Genomic DNA, 16,912 nt, shown 5'->3' with positions numbered 1-16,912 from the left:
GACCCGCTACGACAAGACCGCGACCTCGTTCCAGGCCACAGTCACCATCGCCGCGCTACTCCAATGGTTGTGAGCCTTTGAAGACACGCCCTAGGGGTCACGGAAACGCCACCGAGCCTCGATGGCGTCCCGTACGCTACTCCGAGGTTCGATGATGGTCAAACTTCGACCATCGTCGGAGTAGACGTCGTGGCTCAGGCCGGATCGGTCCGCGCCTCGCTGCCGGCGGCGGCCACCACCGCGGCAAGCAGGCCGGGGAAGCGGCGCTCGATCTCGTCCGCTCGCAGCGCGTTCATCTTGGCCGTCCCCACGTAGTACTGGCGGATCACGCCGGCCTCGCGCAGGGTGTTGAAATGGTGCGTCAGCGTCGAAACCGACACGGGCGTCTCGAACGACCCGCAGGTCATGTCCGCACCCCGGTCGGCCAGCTGGGACACCACGGCTCGCCGCACCGGATCCGCCAGCGCCTCCATGACCTGCTGCAAGGAGACCTCGGACACGTCGGGGTGCGCCAGGGTCCGGACGGCACTACGGAGGCGGGGCACGGCAGCTCCTTGCAACGGGTGTATCGCAATCCACCCATCGTACGACGCTGATCAAAGTAGTCCCGGTGACCCTGACTATTGTCACTGGGTACCCGTGCACCCCACATCGAACGTCGTGACTATGCGCACTGGGATCCACCACGTCCCGTGGACGAGACTCGATGCAACGCCGGAACATCAGCCGGCCGAGTCGAAGGGATGGTGGGGACAGTGGACGAACGCTACGACAGCTACTGCGCCGCGGATCCGCTGTTCTACGACTCGCTCGGCAGCGCCGTCGCGCAGCCCGTCTTCCCGGCCGCCGAACGGCCGCTGCCCACCGGCTGGCGCCGCGAGCCGCTCGACGACTGGCTGATCTACGCGCCGGACGGCGGCTCGCTGCCGCAGCAGGGTTGGAAGATCCACGTGTCGGCGGGTCTGGCGAACGCCGAGCGGGTGCTGGACACCGTCTGGGACTACTGCGTCCCCCGGGGCCTGTCCTTCAAGTTCCTGCGTGGACCCCGCACGCTGCTGCTGCGCAACTCCAAGTACGCCGCCCGGGCCGCCAGTGGCAAGTTCGTCACGGTCTACCCCCGCGACGACGCGGAGCTGGAGCTGACCTGCAAGGAACTCGACGAACTGCTCACCGGCGAGACCGGGCCGTACATCCTCAGTGACCTCCGCTACGGCAACGGCCCGGTCCACGTGCGCTACGGCGGCTTCGCCGCCCGCTACTGCCACTCGCCCGACGGTCAGGTGGTGCCGGCGATCGAGGACGAGTCCGGCACGCTGGTGCCGGACCGCCGGGATCCGGTCTTCCACGTGCCGTCCTGGGTCACCCTGCCCGACTTCCTCGGCCCGCACCTGGCGGCCCGCAGCGGCACCAGCACCGACCAGGTGCCGTACCGGATCGAGCGTGTGATCCACTTTTCCAACGGCGGTGGGCTGTACGTGGGCCGGGACCTGCGTACCGACACCGAGGTGGTGCTGAAGGAGGCTCGGCCGCACGCCGGCCTGGACGCGGACGGCACCGACGCCGTCGCCCGGCTGGCCCGCGAGGCGGACGCCCTGCGGCACCTCGCGGACCTCCCGCAGGTGCCCCGGGTGCACGACGAGTTCGTCCTGGGCGAGCACCGGTTCCTCGCACTCGAGTTCATCGAGGGCCGACCGCTGAACAAGGTGCTCGTCGACAGGTACCCGCTCATCGACGCCGACGCGACCGACGACGACCGGGCGGCGTACGCGGATTGGGCCCGGCAGACCTACGAACAGGTCGAGTCGGTCGTCGCGGCCATCCACGAGCGCGGCCTGGTCTACGGGGACCTGCACCTGTTCAACATCATGATCCGCCCGGACGACCGGGTCGCCCTCGTCGACTTCGAGGTGGCGGCCCCGATCGCCGGGCACCGCCGACCCGGGCTGCGCAACCAGGGCTTCGCGGCCCCCCGGGACCGGACCGGGCCGGCGGTCGACAGGTACGCCCTGGCGTGCCTGCGGCTGGCGCTGTTCCTGCCCCTGACCCAGTTGGTCCGGCTCGCACCGGCGAAGGTGACGCACCTGGCCGACATCATCACCGCGAACTTCCCGGTGCCGAGGTCCTTCCTCGACCCCGCGGTCGAGGAGATCACCGGTGGTCCCCGGGCCGCGGATGCACACCACGCGTCCGTCCCGCGGGAGAAGCTGGCGACGGCCATCCTGGCCAGCGCCACTCCCGAGCGCGACGACCGGCTCTTCCCCGGTGACATCGAACAGTTCCGCAGTGGCGGCCTCAACCTCGCCCACGGGGCGGCGGGAGTGCTCTACGCGCTGGACCGCAGCGGTGCCGGGCGGTGGCCCGAGCACGAGAACTGGCTGGTGCGGCGGGCGACGGCGCCGCCGTCCGGCACCCGCTGCGGCTTCTACGACGGACTGCACGGCGTCGCCTACGCGCTCGAACACCTCGGACGCCGGCAGGACGCGCTGGACGTGCTCGACATCTGTCTACGCGAGCCCCTGGACGGGCTCGACCACAGCCTGGCGAGCGGACTGTCCGGGATCGCGCTCAACCTGGCCGACGCGGCCGCGCGGACCGGGGAGGTGTCGGTGCGCGACGCCGCGTGGCGGGTCGCCGAACGGGTGATCGGGCAACTGGCCGACGACCCGGGACCCGACATCAGCGGCGGACGCAACCCGTACGCCGGGCTGCTGCGCGGCCGGACCGGACCGGCCCTGATGCTGGTGCGGCTCTACGAACTCAGCGGCGACGAGGAGCTGCTGGAGCACGCCGCCACGGCGCTGCGCCAGGACCTGCGTCGGTGTGTGCTGCGCCCGGACGGTGCCCTGGAGGTCAACGAGGGCTGGCGGACCATGCCGTACCTGGCGCATGGCAGCGTCGGTATCGGGCTGGTCCTCGACCAGTACCTGCGGCACCGCGCCGACGACCGGTTCGCCGAGGCGAGCGCGGGGATCCGCCGCGCGGCGCGCTCACCGTTCTACGCGCAGTCCGGGCTCTTCGCCGGTCGCGCCGGCATCATCGCCTACCTCGCCGCCTCGACCGACGACGCCGACCGCCGGGAACTCGGCGCGCAACTGGATCGGCTGACCTGGCACGCGCTGCCGTACCGGGACGGAACCGCGTTCCCCGGTGAGCAGTTGCTGCGGCTCTCCATGGACTTCGGCACCGGCACCGCCGGCGTGCTCTTCGCGCTGGCCTGCGCACAGCACGACCGGCGGCCGGTGCTGCCCTTCCTCGCGCCCCTACCGGGCGCGACGAGACTCCCCCGCAACAGCGGGGGCGACCTGATCGGCGAACAGAAGGAAGGGAGGTGAACGACATGGCGCTTCTGGACCTCCAGGGCCTGGAGATGGCTCCGGCCGACCGCACGGGTGGCGGTAGCCGGGCGAGCCTGCTGCTCTGCGGCGACAGCTCGCTCTCCGTCACGACCTGCAACTGATCCGCCGCACAAGCGAGGCCCTGGGTGGGCAGACGTGCCCACCCAGGGCAACCGCGTACCCGGGGAGGTCCGATGCCGACGTTCGCCTCGGGGGATCGACTGCTCCGGCGGACGGCCCGGGCCGGCGGCGGCTGGACCGGCGCACTCGCGGCGGTCGCGCTGCTCGGCGCGGCTGCCGAACTGGCGTTACCCGCGGTCCTCGGCCACGCCGTCGACGCCGCCCTCGGCGGGGGCTCCGGCTGGTGGGCGGTGACCGCCGGTGGCCTGGTTGTCGTCCTCATCGGCGTCGACACCCTCACGGATCTGGCCAGCGGATTCGGCGCGGCACGCGCCACCGCCGGGCTGCGCCGGCAGCTGCTGCGGCACGTGTTCGCGTTGGACGTCCGCGCCACCCGCCGCCACCCGGTGGGTGATCTCGTCGGCCGGCTGGTCGGCCAGGCCGCCGACGCGGGGCAGGCCGGCAACGCCCTGGTGCTGGCCGTCGTGGCGGTGCTTCCACCGCTCGGCAGCGTCGTCGCGCTCGCCATCATGGAACCGGTCCTCGGGATCACCCTGCTCGCCGGTCTCGTGCTGCTCGCCGTCCTCATGCGCGCCTTCGTGACCGACGCCTCGGCCGCGACCGCCGGGTACCAACGGGTTCTCGGGAGCATCGCCGGCCGACTGCTGGAGTCGCTGACCGGTGCCCGGACCATCGCCGCCGCCGCCACCACCCACCGCGAGGAGGACCGGGTGCTCGCGGCCCTGCCGGAGCTGGGCCGGCACGGCCGGCGCGGTTGGGACCTGCTGGCCCGGGCCAGTGCGCGCACCTCCGCCGTGGCACCGCTGGTGCACCTGAGCGTCGTCGCGGTCGGCGGGTACGCCCTGACCGCCGGCTGGCTCACCCCGGGCCAACTGGTCGCCGCCGTCCGCTACGCGGCCATGGGCGCCGGGCTCGGCGGAGTGCTCGCCACCCTGAACCACCTGGTGCGCAGCCGTGCGGGGGCACACCGGGTCGCCGAGCTGCTGCAACAGCCGATCGCGCCGGCCGGCGACCGGCCCCTACCACCCGGCGACGGCGGCCTGAGACTGCGCGGGGTGCGCGTGTACGCCGACGACGGCCGACCGATCCTGGACGGCATCGACCTGGACGTACCGGCCGGCGCGACGGTGGCCGTCGTCGGCGCGTCCGGCGCCGGCAAGTCGACCCTGGCCGCCGTGGCGGGACGGCTGCACGACCCCGACGGAGGTGAAGTACAACTCGACGGGGTGCCGCTGCGCGACCTCGACCCCTCGGCGCTGCGCCGAGCCGTCGGCTACGCCTTCGACCGGCCGGTGCTCGTCGGCGCGACAGTCCACGACGCGATCGGGTTGGCGCTGCCCGTTGACTCGGCGGTGCCGCCCGGCCGGAGCCCGGCCACACCGGCGGTCCTCCGGGCGGCCCACCTGGCGGCGGTCGCCGACGTGATCGAACGGCTGCCCGACGGCTACCGCACCCCGCTCGTGGACACACCGCTCTCCGGCGGTGAGGCCCAGCGCCTCGGCCTGGCCCGGGCGTTCGCCGCCGAGCGGCTGCTCATCCTGGACGACGCGACGTCCAGCCTGGACACCGCGACCGAACACCTGATCACCGAGGCGGTGATCGGGTGGGTCGGCTCGCGTACCCGACTGGTCGTCACCCACCGGCCGGCGGTGGCCGCGGCGGCCGACCTCGTCGCCTGGCTGGACGGCGGTCGGCTGCGCGGACTGGCGCCGCACCTGCGGCTCTGGGCCGACCCGGACTACCGGGCTGTCTTCCAACCGGCCGGCGGTGTCTCGTGAACCGACCCGGCGTACGGCGGGTGACCTGGCTCGCGCTGCGGGCCCGCCGGCGCGATCTCGCCCGGCTCTGCGGCTGGTCGCTCGTCGAGTCGCTGCCCGCCCTGCTCGCCGGCCTCCTGGTCGCCCGCGCCGTCGACGACGGCTTCCTGGCCGGACGTCTCCTCGACGGCCTGGTGTGGTTGGCGGCCCTCGCCGTGGCCGTGCTGGTCGGCGCGGTGGCGACCGGTCGGACGTACCGGTGCCTCGGCGCCGTGGTCGAGCCCTTCCGCGACGAGGTGGCCGCCCAGGTGGTCCGGGGATCGATTCGCGACGCCACCCGGGCGGGTGGTCGCCCGGACAGCGCCGCCGTGACCCGACTGACCCACCAGATGGAAATCGTCCGCGACACCTTCGCCGGTCTGCTGATGGTGACCCGTGGCTTTCTCTTCTCCGCCGGCGCGGCCCTGCTCGGCCTCCTCGCCCTGGCACCGGTGGTGGCGGTGCTGGCCGCCGCGCCGATGGTCGCCGGACTGGCCGTGTTCCTCGCCGCGCTGCCGGCGATGGCCGCGCACCAGCGCGCGTACGTCCGCGCCGGCGAGCAGCTCGGCCAGTCGGCCGCGACGGCGCTTGCCGGTCACCGCGACGTGCTGGCCTGTGGCGCTCAGACACGCGTGACGGCCGATGTGGAACGCCTGGTGTCGGCGCAGGCCGCGGCCGAACGCACCCTCGCCCGGATGGCCGCGATCCGCAGCCTCAGCCTCGGCATCGGCGGGTGGGTGCCGCTCGTGGTGCTGCTCGCGGCTGCTCCGTGGCTGGTCGAGCGCGGGTTGACCGCGGGCGCGGTGCTGGGTGCGCTGATCTACGTCTCCACCGGGCTGCAACCGGCCCTGCACACCCTCGTGCAGGGCCTCGGCGGCGGCGGGCTGCGGTACGTGGTCACCCTGGAGAACATCCTGCGCGCCGGTCCGGCCCCCGCCGGCCCCCGCCGGCCCGGCCCCGCCAGCCGGACGCCCCGCTGCCCGTCCACCGGCCCGGTCGGCTGCTCGCCGGCCGTCGAGGTCCGGGGGCTGACCTTCGGCTACGGCCCGCGCGCCCGTCCGGTCGTCCGCGACTTCTCGCTGACGGTGGCCGACGGGGAGCACCTCGCCGTGGTGGGACCGAGCGGCGCGGGAAAGTCCACACTGGCCGCCCTGGTGGCGGGACTGGTACCGCCGCACACCGGCACCATCCACCTGGCCGGTGTGGCGGTCACCGACGCTGAGCCGGACGTGCTGGCCGGCCTGCGGGTGCTGGTGCCCCAGGAGGCGTACGTCTTCACCGGCAGTCTCGCCGACAACCTCCGCTACCTACGGCCAGACGTCGACGACCGGACGCTGGAGGTCACCCTCGACGCCCTCGGCGCGCGTCCACTGGCGACCCGCCTGGGCGGGCTGGGCGGGCCGGTCACGCCGGCCGTGCTCTCCGCCGGGGAGCGGCAGCTCATCGCGGCGGTCCGGGCCTGGCTGGCACCCGCCCCGCTGGTGATCCTCGACGAGGCGACCGGCCACCTGGACCCGGCGTTGGAGGCGACGGTCGAGAGTGCCTTCGCCCGGCGGCCCGGCAGCCTCGTGGTGATCGCGCACCGGATCAGTTCCGCGCTGCGGGCCGACCGGGTGTTGGTCCTCGACGGCGACGAGCCCGTGCTCGGGACGCACCGGGAGTTGCTGGCCCGTTCGGCCACCTACCGGGCGCTCGTCGGCTGCTGGGACGATCCGGTGCTGCCGCCCCGGACGGCACCGGCACGGCGGGGCTGAGCCCCGGCCGAGCCGACGGCACCCCTCAGATCCAGCCCGCCTCGCCGGCCATCCGCACGGCCTCCACCCGGGTACGCGCGCCCACCTTGCGGGCGATCCGACCGAGATGGTTGCGGACGGTGCCCCGGCTGAGCCCGAGCGACACCGCCACCTCCGCGACCGGCGCCCCCGCCGCCGTCAGCGTGAGCACCTCGGTTTCACGGCTGGTCAGCGGGCCGTCCGAGCGCAGCGCCGCGACGACGAGATCAGCGTCGAGCACCGGCTCGCGGCGGGCCAGCCGGCGGATCCCGTCGATGACCCGCTGCGGGCCGGCGTCGCTGGGCAGGATGCCGACCGTCCGGCTGGGGCAGAGCATGCCGCGCAGCCGCCGCGCCCGCTGTGGGTGGGCAAGCACCAGGACGGGGCACGGGCCGAGTCGGCTCGGCTCGACCGCCTCGACGACGTCGAGGTCGGCCACCACCACGTCTGGGCGTTGGGCGTGGACGGCCGCGGAGACCGCGTCGCCCCGGCCGACCTCCGCCACGACATCGATGTCGTCCTCGGCGGCGAGGACGAACGACAGCGCGCCCAGCACCAGGGCACCGTCCAAGGCGAGCAGGGTACGGATCACGATGACCTTCCCGCACTCCGATGGTGATCACTCAACGTCAATATTCAAACACGCATCCGGTGGGTCCGCACGGCGAGGGGGCGGGCCCGGACCTTTCCGCCGGACCCGCCCGTACGGCTACAACCAGCCGTTACACCGTGCGCGCCACACCGCCTCCAACCGGTTGCGGGTCCCCGTCTTGCGCAGGATCACCGACAGGTGGTTGCGCACCGTTCCGTGGGCCAGGTAGAGGCGGGCGGCGATCTCCTTCAGGGGCAGCCCCTCGGCGGCCATCCGCAGCACGTCCATCTCCCGGGGTGTCAACGGAATCTCCGGTGGGCTCAGCACCGCCACCGCCGCGGCCGGGTCGATCGCTCGTTCCCCGGCCGCCAGCGCACGGATCGCCCGTACCAGCTCCGCCAGGGAGCTGTCCTTCCCGACCAGGCCGCGCGCGCCTGCCGCCAGCGCCGCCTCCACAAGCGTCGGGCTCCACCGGGGGCTCATCGCCAGCACTGCGGCATGCGGCACATCGGCGCAGATCCGCGCCACCACCTCCACCGGGTCGGACAGCTCCGGCGTCAGCGCCAGCACCACCACCTGGGGCTGGCACCGCCGCACCACGGTCAACAGTTCGCCGACGCCGTCGACGTCGGCCACCACCTTCATGTCCTCCTCACCTGACAGCGCGGCGCAGAGCGCACCGCGCAGCAAACCCATGTCCTCGGCGACGACAACGTGGATCACCACGTTTCTCCGATCTCAGGTACGCGTCACACCGGCCACCGATCCCGGAACATGCACGGGTTGGGTCAGGGCGGTCGTGGGCGACGGACGGATAGGCATGGCCCGTGGCACCCGTACGACGGACGGGCACGGGCACTGGTCGACCAGACCGGAGGGTGTGACGGCCGTGCGGGCCAGCCACCCCGGGTCGGTCGACCCGCCTCAGCCGGGGCGGGCGATCGGTGCCGGAGCGCGGCTCTCGACGAGAAGTGGCACGAGGTCGCGGAGTTGCCCGGCGCGCGGGTACGCCTGCCGGTCGGCCGGTCGGACCAGTCCCGGCCCGGGCGGCGAACCGTCGTCGGCACCGGCGGCGTCCTGGTCAGCGGGCGTGACGGGTCGACCCGGAAGGTCGACGTCCACGGTCACCGGATCCGGGCGCGCGGCGGGATGTCCCGTCGAGGCCCTGGCGTGCGCGGGCTCGACGACGGACAGCCACGGTGACGCGGCCGTGGCCGCCGCCGCGGCGGCGTGTGCCGGTGCCAACGCGGGTTCCGCCGACGCCGCCGGTTCCGCCTGTTGCGCCGGTGGCGTCGGTACGGCCGGCGCGGGTGCCGGGGCGGCCAGCGGCTCGGCGGCCGGCCCGAGCCGTGGGGGACTGGGCGGCGGAGGCGCCGCCGGAACGGCCATCGCGTCGCGAGCGGGCGCCAGGGCGGCATCCGTGACCTGGCAGAGCGCCGTGACGACAGGCGGAATCGGCACTGCGCTCACCACTCCGATGACGTGCGGCAGCGCGGCGGTCACGAGGTCCGCGACGTGCGGGAGGGGGGCGTGCACGATGCCCGTGACGCGCGGCAGCGTGTCGTGCACGACGTCGGTGACGTGCGGGATCGGAGCGTGCACGATCTCCGCGACGCGCGGCACCGCGTCGTGCACGGTGTCCGCGACGCGCGGCACCGCGTCGTGCACGAGGTCCGTGACGCGCGGGATCGGGGCGTGCACGGTGTCCGCGACGCGCGGTAGCGGGGCGGTGATCAGGTCCGCCGTCGGCGTATCGGCTGGTCTGGGCATCGCGGGCAGTTCGGGCACGGCGCGGGCCGCCTGCCGTACTGGATCAGCGGGTGGCCGTGCCGCCGGAACGCGGCGAGCGGGACGATGATCCGCGCGAGCCGAGGAGGCGGGCCGGAGGCTTTCGCGCTCCGCGATGCCGGATGAGTCGACCCGGGGGAGCGGCACGGACACCGTCGACCGTGGAGCCCTCAGCGTGGGTGTCGTGTCGCGGGGGGCGACGAGATCACCGATGGCTCTGGTCACCGGGGCGTCGGGGGCACCGCCGCGGCGGTGGTCGGCACCCGCGGCCCGCTGGCGGTCCTGGTCGGGGCGTGCCGCCTCCATGAGCCGCGTGACCGGCTCGACCAGACCGCCGATCTCCAGACGAGGCTCGGCGCCGGAGCCGCTGCGCATCCCGTCGGCGGCGGCCGGCCCCTGGAACAGCGCGGCCAGGAGGAAACCGGCCCCGACGGCAGCCGCGAACAGCACCGTCCGGCGGACCAGCCGGCGCAGTCGGTCGGCCGTAGGCGGCGCGGACGGGCCGCCCGGCGCGGACGTCGGTGCGGTTCCGTTGACGGGACTTCGCACGCGGCCACGACCCCCTTCCCTCTGGATTGCTGACCCATGGTAGCGATGCGCTCACGTATCTGCATCCGCTGATTCTCGTTCTGTCGGCCATGCGTCTCCGCACCGAGTGCCTCGCCTCGGAACCGAGTTGAGCGCGTGGACGTTGGGCGTGTGGACACTGCCGCGCCTCACTCAGCCGCGGGAGGAATGCCCCCCGAAGGAGGGAGGCGTCGTCGGGCCGGCGCGACGATGGTGCTGGTATGCCCGCCTGCAAGGATCCGCGTTGGGCGTACGGCGCCCTCGCCTGGTTGATCTTCTTCGTCGTGTCCCATGTGGTCCTGGTGTTCTATCCCGGTGACGATCCGACCGACGGCGGACCGTGGAGTCTGCGGGCCTACGTGATCTTCAACGTCGTACTCATCTCGGTGTCGGCCGCCGGGGCGGTCGTCGTCCACGCCACCGTCCGTCCCTGGGCTCGCCACCTTCCCCGGTGGCTCCTCCTGCCGCCGCTCCTGGCCGGCAGCATCCTGCTCGTGATCCGGGGTGTTCCCGGGATGGTCGAGAACCTGCTGATGGTCACCGGTGTCCGCCGCGGCGGCTTTGTCGGCGCCGACGACATCTCCACGGGCGAGTTCTGGGCCGGCCTCGGCATCAACACCTACTTCTTCCTGGGGGCCGTGCTGCTGGTGGGGACAACCGTCTCCTACGGCCGCCGGAGGTCCTGAACCTGCGTGCGTTCGCCGTCGGTCCGTCCCGCCGGTACGCTGCGTCGGCGGCCTCAGCCACCCTCCGCGCGTACGGTCAGCACAGGTACACCGAGCGACGCACCACCGAGTCATTCCCGTAACCCGGACGAGAGGCGGACCACGACGTGACGGCGGTACCAGGCCAACTGCCCAGGGCTGCGGATCCGGCGGGTTCCGAGCAGGGAGGGGCGGACGAGGATCTGCGGGCGTTGTTCGGGCAGTCCACCGCCGTCTTCGCCTCGCTGGCGGGGCCGGAGCACCTGGTGGAGACGGCGAACCCGGCGTTCTTCGCCACCATCGGCGAGGAACGGGCCCGCACCGGGGTCGCGCTCGTGGACCTGATGCCCGAACTGGCCGGTCAGGGCTTCATCGGGCTGCTGGACCAGGTCTACCGCACGGGTGCGCCCTACACCGGCAGTGACGCCCGGATCCTGCTGGGCACCGGCCCGCAGGCGCGGGAGGCGTTCTTCGACTTCACCTACGAGCCGCGCCGGGACGTCTCCGGTCAGGTCTCCGGGATCCGGGTGCTCGGCGTGGAGACCACCCAGGTCAAGCAGGCCCAGCGGTTGATGGCCGAACACCGCGCCCTGGTGGAGCAGATCGCCCGGCAGGCACCCCTGACCGAGGTGCTCGACGGGATGGCCCGCTGTATCGAGAATCTCGCACCACAGGAGGTGCTCGTCTCCGTTCTCCTCGCCGATCCCGACGGCCGGCACCTGCGCCACGGTGCCGCACCCAGCCTTCCCGACTTCTACAACGAGGCCATCGACGGGATCGCCACCGGCGAGGGCGTCGGGTCCTGTGGCACGGCCGCCCACCGGCGGGAGCCGGTGATCGTCACCGACATCAGCACCGACCCGTTCTGGGACGACTTCCGGCACCTGGCCGAGCAGGCTGGTCTGTCGGCCTGCTGGTCCACGCCGATCCTGGCCCGCGACGGCGGCCTCCTGGGCACCTTCGCCATGTACCACCGCACCCCGCGCGCCCCGCAGGACTCCGACCTCGCCCTTGCCCGGGTCTTCGCCGGCACCGCCGCCCTGGCCATCGAGTGTCACCACAGCGAGCAGGCGCGCCGAGCCGCCGAAGCACGTGCCAGGTCCGCCCATGACGAGCTGGCCAAGGTGGTACGCGTGGAACGGGAGCTGCGCGCCGAGGCCGAGCAGCGCGCGAGCGCCGCCGCGGAACTCGCCGCCCGGATGCGCGCGGCGGCGGCCACGCAGGCGGCCATGCCGCACCCGGAGCACTGCGAGCTCGGCGGCGCCCTGGGATGCACCGCCCCGGCCGAGATCAAGATCGCCGATTCGTGGGGCGACGCGGCGTGGGGCTGCTCCGCCCACGTCGAGGAGGCCATCCTCAACGTACGGTCGGTGTTCATCGCCAGCGAGGAGCTCGGCGGCCTGGCGGCGTACCTCAAGCGCTAGACGAGTATGTTCTCACCCTGGCTGCGGCGGTGGATCCTGGCGATCGTGATGGCGGCGTGCGGCGTGCTGGTCCTGGTGACACAACTGGCCGACGGTCTGCCCGCCGTCGGCGGCGTCGAGCTGGTGATCTTCCTGGCGTTGGCACTGGTGCTGTCGCCGTGGGCCTTTCCCCGCTCGGTGGATGCCGCCGAGGCGCAACGGGCCAGCGCGGCGGACGGGCGGCCGATCGTGTACTGGCGCCCGGGGTGTCCATACTGCCTCCAGCTCCGGTTCGCGCTTGGCCGGCTCGCCGGGCGGGCGCACTGGGTGGACATCTGGCGGTACCCGGCGGGTGCTGCCGCGGTCCGGGCGGTAGCCGGTGGCAACGAGACGGTGCCCACTGTCGTACTCGGTGATCAGGCTGTGGTGAACCCCGACCGGGCCTGGCTCCGCGAGCGGCTCCTTTCGGTCTGAGCAGGACCGAGGGACGACGGACCGTGCCGCCACGCCAGAGGGTGCCCGGCCGCCCGGCTCTACACGCTGCCTGCCGGGCCGACCGGGCCGCACTGCGGGTGATCGGGTTCAGCTGACCGCCGGTACCGCGCCCCGGTCCCGCGTGCTGGTCCGGCGGGCGTCGATCGCCCCTTCCCGCAGCAGGGGCAGGAGCTGCGTGCCCTGGCGGTCGATCTCCGGGAGGTAGGGCGTGTCGGAGAGCACGAAGTGCGTGATGCCGAGACGCTGGTACCTGCGCAGTGATTGCGCCACGTCCTCGGCCGACCCGACCAACCAGGTGGTGCCGGCCCCGCCGCCGCCGTACCTGCCGGGAGCGGTGTACAGGTTGTCGTCGAGCACCTCGCCGCGCGCGGCGAGGTCGAGCAACCGCCGCTGGCCTACTGCGGCCTGCCAGTGCGGGTTGCGTTCGATGCCGCCGTTGCGGCTTGCCAGCTGGGCAACCTTCGCCTCGGCGTCGGCCCACGCCTGGTCGGTGGTGTCCCGGACCAGCGTGGTGACCCGCAGCCCGAACTCCAACGGGGCGTGCTCGCGCCCCAGCTTGTCGCTGAGCTGCCGCAGCCGATCGATCCGCTCGGCCACGCCGTCGAGCGGCTCGCCCCAGAAGAGCTGGACGTCGGCCTCGGTGGCGGCCACCTCCTCGGCGGCGGCCGAGGCACCGCCGAAGTACAGCGGTGGGTGCCGGCGCTCGCCCCGGACGACCGGTCGGGGCCCGAGCGTCGAGTCGGTGACGCTGAAGTGCTCGCCGCGGTAGGTGACGGTGTCGTCGGTCCACAGGCGGCGCACGATCTGGATGAACTCCCTGGTCCGGGCGTACCGTGCGGCCTGGTCGCCGTCGGTGTCGCCGTACGCGGCCAGGTTGTCCTTGCCCGACACGATGTTGATCAGCACCCGCCCCTGGGTGAGGTGGTCCAGCGTCGCGGCGGCAGCGGCGAAGTGGGCCGGACGCCAGTAGCCGGGCCGGATCGCGATCAGTGGTTGGAATGTCGTCGTGCGGGCGGCCAGCGCGGCGGCGACGGTGAAGGTGTCGGGGCGACTCCAGCCGGTGCCGATGAGCGCACCGGCCCACCCGTGCTGCTCGATGGCCCGGGCGTGACCGGTCAGGGTGTCCAGACTGTTGTGGTGCTGGACGACGTCGTCCCCGCGGTGGCCGGGTTCGACCTGGTTGGGGATGTACCAGAGAAACTTCGCGCTCATCAGCCGTTCCCTCCGCCGCGACGCCGTTGTGCCGGGTCGGTCAGCGACGGTGGTTGGTAGCCGGCGTCGGCGGGGTTCAGGGTGGTGCCCGGCGGCACGATGGCGTCGATGCGGTCCAGCACGTCGCGGGACAGGGTCACCTTGGCCGCGCCGAGCTGTGACTCCAGATGGGTGAGCGTGCGCGGGCCGATGATCGCCGACGTGACGGCCGGGTGCTCCAGGACGAACGCGACAGCCAGGTGGATCAACGACAACCCGGCCTCGTCGGCGAGGGCGGCCAGCTTGTCGACGGCGGTGAGCTTGGCGGCGTTGGCCGGGCGGGTCGGGTCGAACCGCGCGGGGAGCCGGTCGGCCCGGCGGGAGATCGGGGCGTCGAGCTTGCCGTGGTAGCGCCCGGAGAGCCAACCGCCGGCCAGCGGGCTCCACGGGATCACCGCCAGCCCGTAGCGCTGCGCCACCGGCAGCACCTCGCGCTCGATCCCGCGGGCCAGGATCGAGTACGGCGGCTGCTCGCTGACCACCCGCTCCCGGCCGCGCCGCTCCGCGAGCCACTGACCTTCCACGATGGCCGACGGCTCGAACGTGGAGGAGCCGATGTAGCGGATCTTGCCCTGGCGGACCAGGTCGGTGAGCGCGCCCAGGGTCTCGTCGAAGTCGGTGTCCGGCTCCGGCCGGTGCACCTGGTACAGGTCGATCCAGTCGGTGCCCAGCCGACGCAGGCTGTGCTCCACCGCCTGGACGATCCAGCGGCGGGAGTTGCCCCGGTGCTGCGGGTTGTCGCCCACCTGGCCGTGGAACTTGGTGGCGAGGAAGACCTCGTCACGACGCCCACCGGCGAGCGCCTTGCCGACGATCTCCTCCGACTCGCCGTGCGAGTAGACGTCGGCGGTGTCGATGGCGTTGATGCCCGCGTCGAGGGCTCGATGGATGATCCGGATGCCGTCCTCGTGGTCGGGGTTCCCCCGTTGACCGAAGTTCATCGCGCCCAGCGTCAGCGAGCTGATTCGTACGCCGGTGCGCCCGAAGGGTCGTTGCTCCACCATCGTTCGTCCTCTCCAGGTGGTCAGTGGGAAGCGGCGGCGAGCCGCCGTGCGGACTGGTTGACCGGGCGGGGCAGCCCGTAGTGGTCGCGCAGGGTGGTGCCGGTGTACTCGGTGCGGAACAGGCCCCGGCGCTGGAGGATCGGCACGACGTGGTCGACGAACGTCTCCAGCCCGGACGGCAGCACCGGCGGCATGATGTTGAAGCCGTCGGCGGCGCCGCTGCGGTACCACTCCTCGATGGCGTCGGCGACCTGCTCCGGCGTGCCGGCGAAGGTGCGGTGCCCGCGTCCGCCGCCGAGTCGGCCGATGAGCTGGCGTACGGTCAGGCGTTCCCGCCGGGCCAGGGTGACGATGAGCGTGTACCTGCTCTTGGCACCCTGGATCTCGTCCTCGCTGGGCAGGTCGGCGGGCAGTTCCTTGTCCAGGTCGAGGTCCTCCGGGGCGACCCGCAGCGTGGTGGCGAGCTGGGCTCTCGCGTACTCGGGTCTGATCAGCCGATCCAGCTCCTCCTCCAGCGCGCGGGCCTCCGCCTCGGTGGGGGCGACCGCCGGCACGATGCCGGGCAGGATCTTGACGCTGTCCGGGTCGCGGCCGACCTGCGCGGCACGTCGCTTGAGGTCGCGGTAGAACTCCTGCGCCTCAGCGAGTGTCTGCTGGGCGGTGAAGACGGCCTCGGCATACCGGGCGGCCAACTCCTTGCCGTCCTCGGACGACCCGGCCTGCACCAGCAGCGGGTAGCCCTGCGGTGAGCGGGGCACGTTGAGCGGGCCGGCCACCCGGAAGTGCCGTCCGACGTGGCGGGGCGGGTAGAGCAGGTCGTCGTCGCCCCACCGGCCGGCGTCCTTGTCGCCGAGTGGGGCGTCGTCGTCCCAGCTGTCCCAGAGTTTCAGCGAGACCTCCAGGAACTCGGCGGCTCGCTCGTACCGGTCCCGGTGGGCGGGCAGCTCGTCCAGGTTGAAGTTGCGGGCGGCATCCACGCCGGCGGTGGTGACGACGTTCCACCCCGCGCGGCCGCCGCTGATGTGGTCCAGCGACGCGAACCGGCGGGCCAGGTTGAACGGCTCGTTGTACGTCGTCGAGGCGGTCGCGATCAGCCCGATGTGGCGGGTCGCGCCGGCCAGCGCGGTGAGCAGCACGGTCGGTTCGAGCGTGCCCGCCGGCCGCCGGCCGATGCTGTTCCAAAGCACCGGGCTGTCGGCGAGGAAGAGCGAGTCGAGTTTGCCGCGCTCGGCGATGCGCGCCAGGCGGGTGAAGTGTTCGACGTCGGTCTGCGCGAACGGGTCGCTCTCCGGCAGCCGCCAGGCCGCCTCGTGGTGGCCGACGCCCATCAGGAACGCGTTGAGGTGCAGCATGGTCATCCCTCCGTCGGGTCGACGCCGAGTGCGCGGAGCAGGGTCTCGCGGTACGCGAGGAATTGCGGTTGCCGGTACGAGCGGGGCGCCGGCAGGTCGATGGCGAGGTCGACGGCGATCCGGCCGGCGTCGAGCAGCAGCACCCGGTCGGCCAGCGTGATCGCCTCGTCCACGTCGTGGGTGACGAGCAGGACCGTGGGCCGGTGCCGGGCGCACAACTCACGCAGCAGTCCGTGCATGCGTAGGCGGGTCAGCGCGTCCAGCGCACCGAACGGCTCGTCGGCGAGCAGCAGGTTCGGCTCGGACACCAGCGCCCGGGCCAGGGCCACCCGCTGCTGCTCGCCACCGGAAAGCTCGTTCGGCCAGGCCCGCTCCCGCCCCGCCAGGCCGACCTCGGCCAGTGCCGCCTGGCCGCGCTGGTGGGCGTCCGGCCCGCGCAGGCCGAGCACGACGTTGTCCAGCACCCGCTGCCAGGGCAGCAGCCGGGCGTCCTGGAAGACGACCGAGGAGTTCTCCGGTACGTCGACCAGGCCCGTGCCGGTGGCGTCGCCGTCCAGGCCGGCGAGCGCCCGCAGCAGGGTGCTCTTGCCCGAGCCGCTGCGGCCCAGCAGCGCGACGAACTCGCCCTCTTCGATCTCCAGGTCGAACCCGTCCAGGACGGCCCGATCCCCGAAGCCGCGGATCAACCCCTCGACCCGGACGGTACGGGTGG

The 16,912-nt window shown here is 73.1% G+C and carries 15 protein-coding genes; 7 read left to right on the top strand and 8 right to left on the bottom strand.

The window, feature by feature from the left end; translation table 11 throughout:
- Positions 1-194: 194 nt before the first annotated feature.
- Complete coding sequence (locus AB0A90_RS32635) at positions 195-545, bottom strand: helix-turn-helix domain-containing protein (protein WP_357255472.1); 351 nt, start codon at positions 543-545, stop codon at positions 195-197.
- Positions 546-755: 210 nt separating this feature from the next.
- On the opposite strand from AB0A90_RS32635, the gene lanKC reads away from it, so the two are divergent.
- The 4 genes from lanKC (at position 756) to AB0A90_RS32615 (ending at position 7,026) form a co-directional block, all read left to right on the top strand.
- The gene (gene lanKC, locus AB0A90_RS32630) at positions 756-3,332 is read left to right on the top strand and encodes a class III lanthionine synthetase LanKC (protein ID WP_357255470.1); all 2,577 of its coding nucleotides are present in this window, start codon (positions 756-758) and stop codon (positions 3,330-3,332) included.
- A gap of 5 nt (positions 3,333-3,337) precedes the next feature.
- Positions 3,338-3,457, top strand: a complete 120-nt coding sequence (locus tag AB0A90_RS32625) for a SapB/AmfS family lanthipeptide (protein ID WP_013734295.1) — start codon at positions 3,338-3,340, stop codon at positions 3,455-3,457.
- A gap of 72 nt (positions 3,458-3,529) precedes the next feature.
- Positions 3,530-5,254: an ABC transporter ATP-binding protein gene (locus tag AB0A90_RS32620; RefSeq protein WP_357255468.1), complete on the top strand. Its 1,725-nt coding sequence runs from the start codon at positions 3,530-3,532 to the stop codon at positions 5,252-5,254.
- Complete coding sequence (locus tag AB0A90_RS32615) at positions 5,251-7,026, top strand: ATP-binding cassette domain-containing protein (protein ID WP_357255466.1); 1,776 nt, start codon at positions 5,251-5,253, stop codon at positions 7,024-7,026. Before AB0A90_RS32620 ends, AB0A90_RS32615 begins: the two co-directional genes overlap by 4 nt.
- Positions 7,027-7,051: 25 nt before the next feature.
- Here AB0A90_RS32615 and AB0A90_RS32610 read toward each other — a convergent pair whose 3' ends face one another.
- The 3 genes from AB0A90_RS32610 to AB0A90_RS32600 form a co-directional block, all read right to left on the bottom strand.
- A complete protein-coding gene (locus AB0A90_RS32610; RefSeq protein ID WP_357255464.1) occupies positions 7,052-7,636 on the bottom strand; it encodes a response regulator transcription factor in 585 nt (194 codons plus the stop codon).
- Between the two features lie 117 nt (positions 7,637-7,753).
- Complete coding sequence (locus tag AB0A90_RS32605; RefSeq protein WP_357255462.1) at positions 7,754-8,359, bottom strand: response regulator transcription factor; 606 nt, start codon at positions 8,357-8,359, stop codon at positions 7,754-7,756.
- Positions 8,360-8,560: 201 nt separating this feature from the next.
- Complete coding sequence (locus AB0A90_RS32600; protein WP_357255460.1) at positions 8,561-9,973, bottom strand: hypothetical protein; 1,413 nt, start codon at positions 9,971-9,973, stop codon at positions 8,561-8,563.
- 239 nt (positions 9,974-10,212) lie between these two features.
- Between AB0A90_RS32600 and AB0A90_RS32595 the strand changes: the two genes are divergently transcribed.
- The 3 genes from AB0A90_RS32595 (at position 10,213) to AB0A90_RS32585 (ending at position 12,572) form a co-directional block, all read left to right on the top strand.
- Complete coding sequence (locus AB0A90_RS32595; RefSeq protein WP_357255458.1) at positions 10,213-10,677, top strand: hypothetical protein; 465 nt, start codon at positions 10,213-10,215, stop codon at positions 10,675-10,677.
- A gap of 146 nt (positions 10,678-10,823) precedes the next feature.
- Complete coding sequence (locus AB0A90_RS32590) at positions 10,824-12,119, top strand: GAF domain-containing protein (RefSeq protein WP_357255456.1); 1,296 nt, start codon at positions 10,824-10,826, stop codon at positions 12,117-12,119.
- A gap of 6 nt (positions 12,120-12,125) precedes the next feature.
- Positions 12,126-12,572, top strand: coding sequence for a glutaredoxin domain-containing protein (locus AB0A90_RS32585; RefSeq protein ID WP_357255454.1), 447 nt, complete (start codon positions 12,126-12,128; stop codon positions 12,570-12,572).
- Positions 12,573-12,680: 108 nt separating this feature from the next.
- On the opposite strand, the gene AB0A90_RS32580 is transcribed toward AB0A90_RS32585, so the two are convergent.
- The 4 genes from AB0A90_RS32580 to AB0A90_RS32565 are packed head-to-tail and all read right to left on the bottom strand — an operon-like array spanning position 12,681 to position 16,886.
- Positions 12,681-13,805 (bottom strand): LLM class flavin-dependent oxidoreductase, encoded by a 1,125-nt coding sequence (locus tag AB0A90_RS32580; RefSeq protein ID WP_357255452.1) that lies wholly within the window; start codon positions 13,803-13,805, stop codon positions 12,681-12,683.
- Positions 13,805-14,848 carry an aldo/keto reductase gene (locus AB0A90_RS32575; RefSeq protein ID WP_357255450.1) on the bottom strand — a complete coding sequence of 348 codons (1,044 nt, stop codon included), beginning with the start codon at positions 14,846-14,848 and terminating at the stop codon, positions 13,805-13,807. The genes AB0A90_RS32580 and AB0A90_RS32575 overlap by 1 nt, the downstream gene beginning before the upstream one ends.
- 20 nt (positions 14,849-14,868) lie before the next feature.
- Positions 14,869-16,206 (bottom strand): LLM class flavin-dependent oxidoreductase, encoded by a 1,338-nt coding sequence (locus AB0A90_RS32570; RefSeq protein ID WP_357255447.1) that lies wholly within the window; start codon positions 16,204-16,206, stop codon positions 14,869-14,871.
- Positions 16,203-16,886 carry an ABC transporter ATP-binding protein gene (locus tag AB0A90_RS32565; RefSeq protein WP_357255478.1) on the bottom strand — a complete coding sequence of 228 codons (684 nt, stop codon included), beginning with the start codon at positions 16,884-16,886 and terminating at the stop codon, positions 16,203-16,205. The genes AB0A90_RS32570 and AB0A90_RS32565 overlap by 4 nt, the downstream gene beginning before the upstream one ends.
- Between the last annotated feature and the right edge of the window lie 26 nt (positions 16,887-16,912).

The sequence above is a fragment of the Micromonospora sp. NPDC049204 genome, from assembly GCF_040647935.1.
Taxonomy (GTDB): domain Bacteria; phylum Actinomycetota; class Actinomycetes; order Mycobacteriales; family Micromonosporaceae; genus Micromonospora.
The sequence above is the reverse complement of the archived record's forward strand: the minus strand, read 5'-3'. Positions and strand labels throughout refer to the sequence as shown.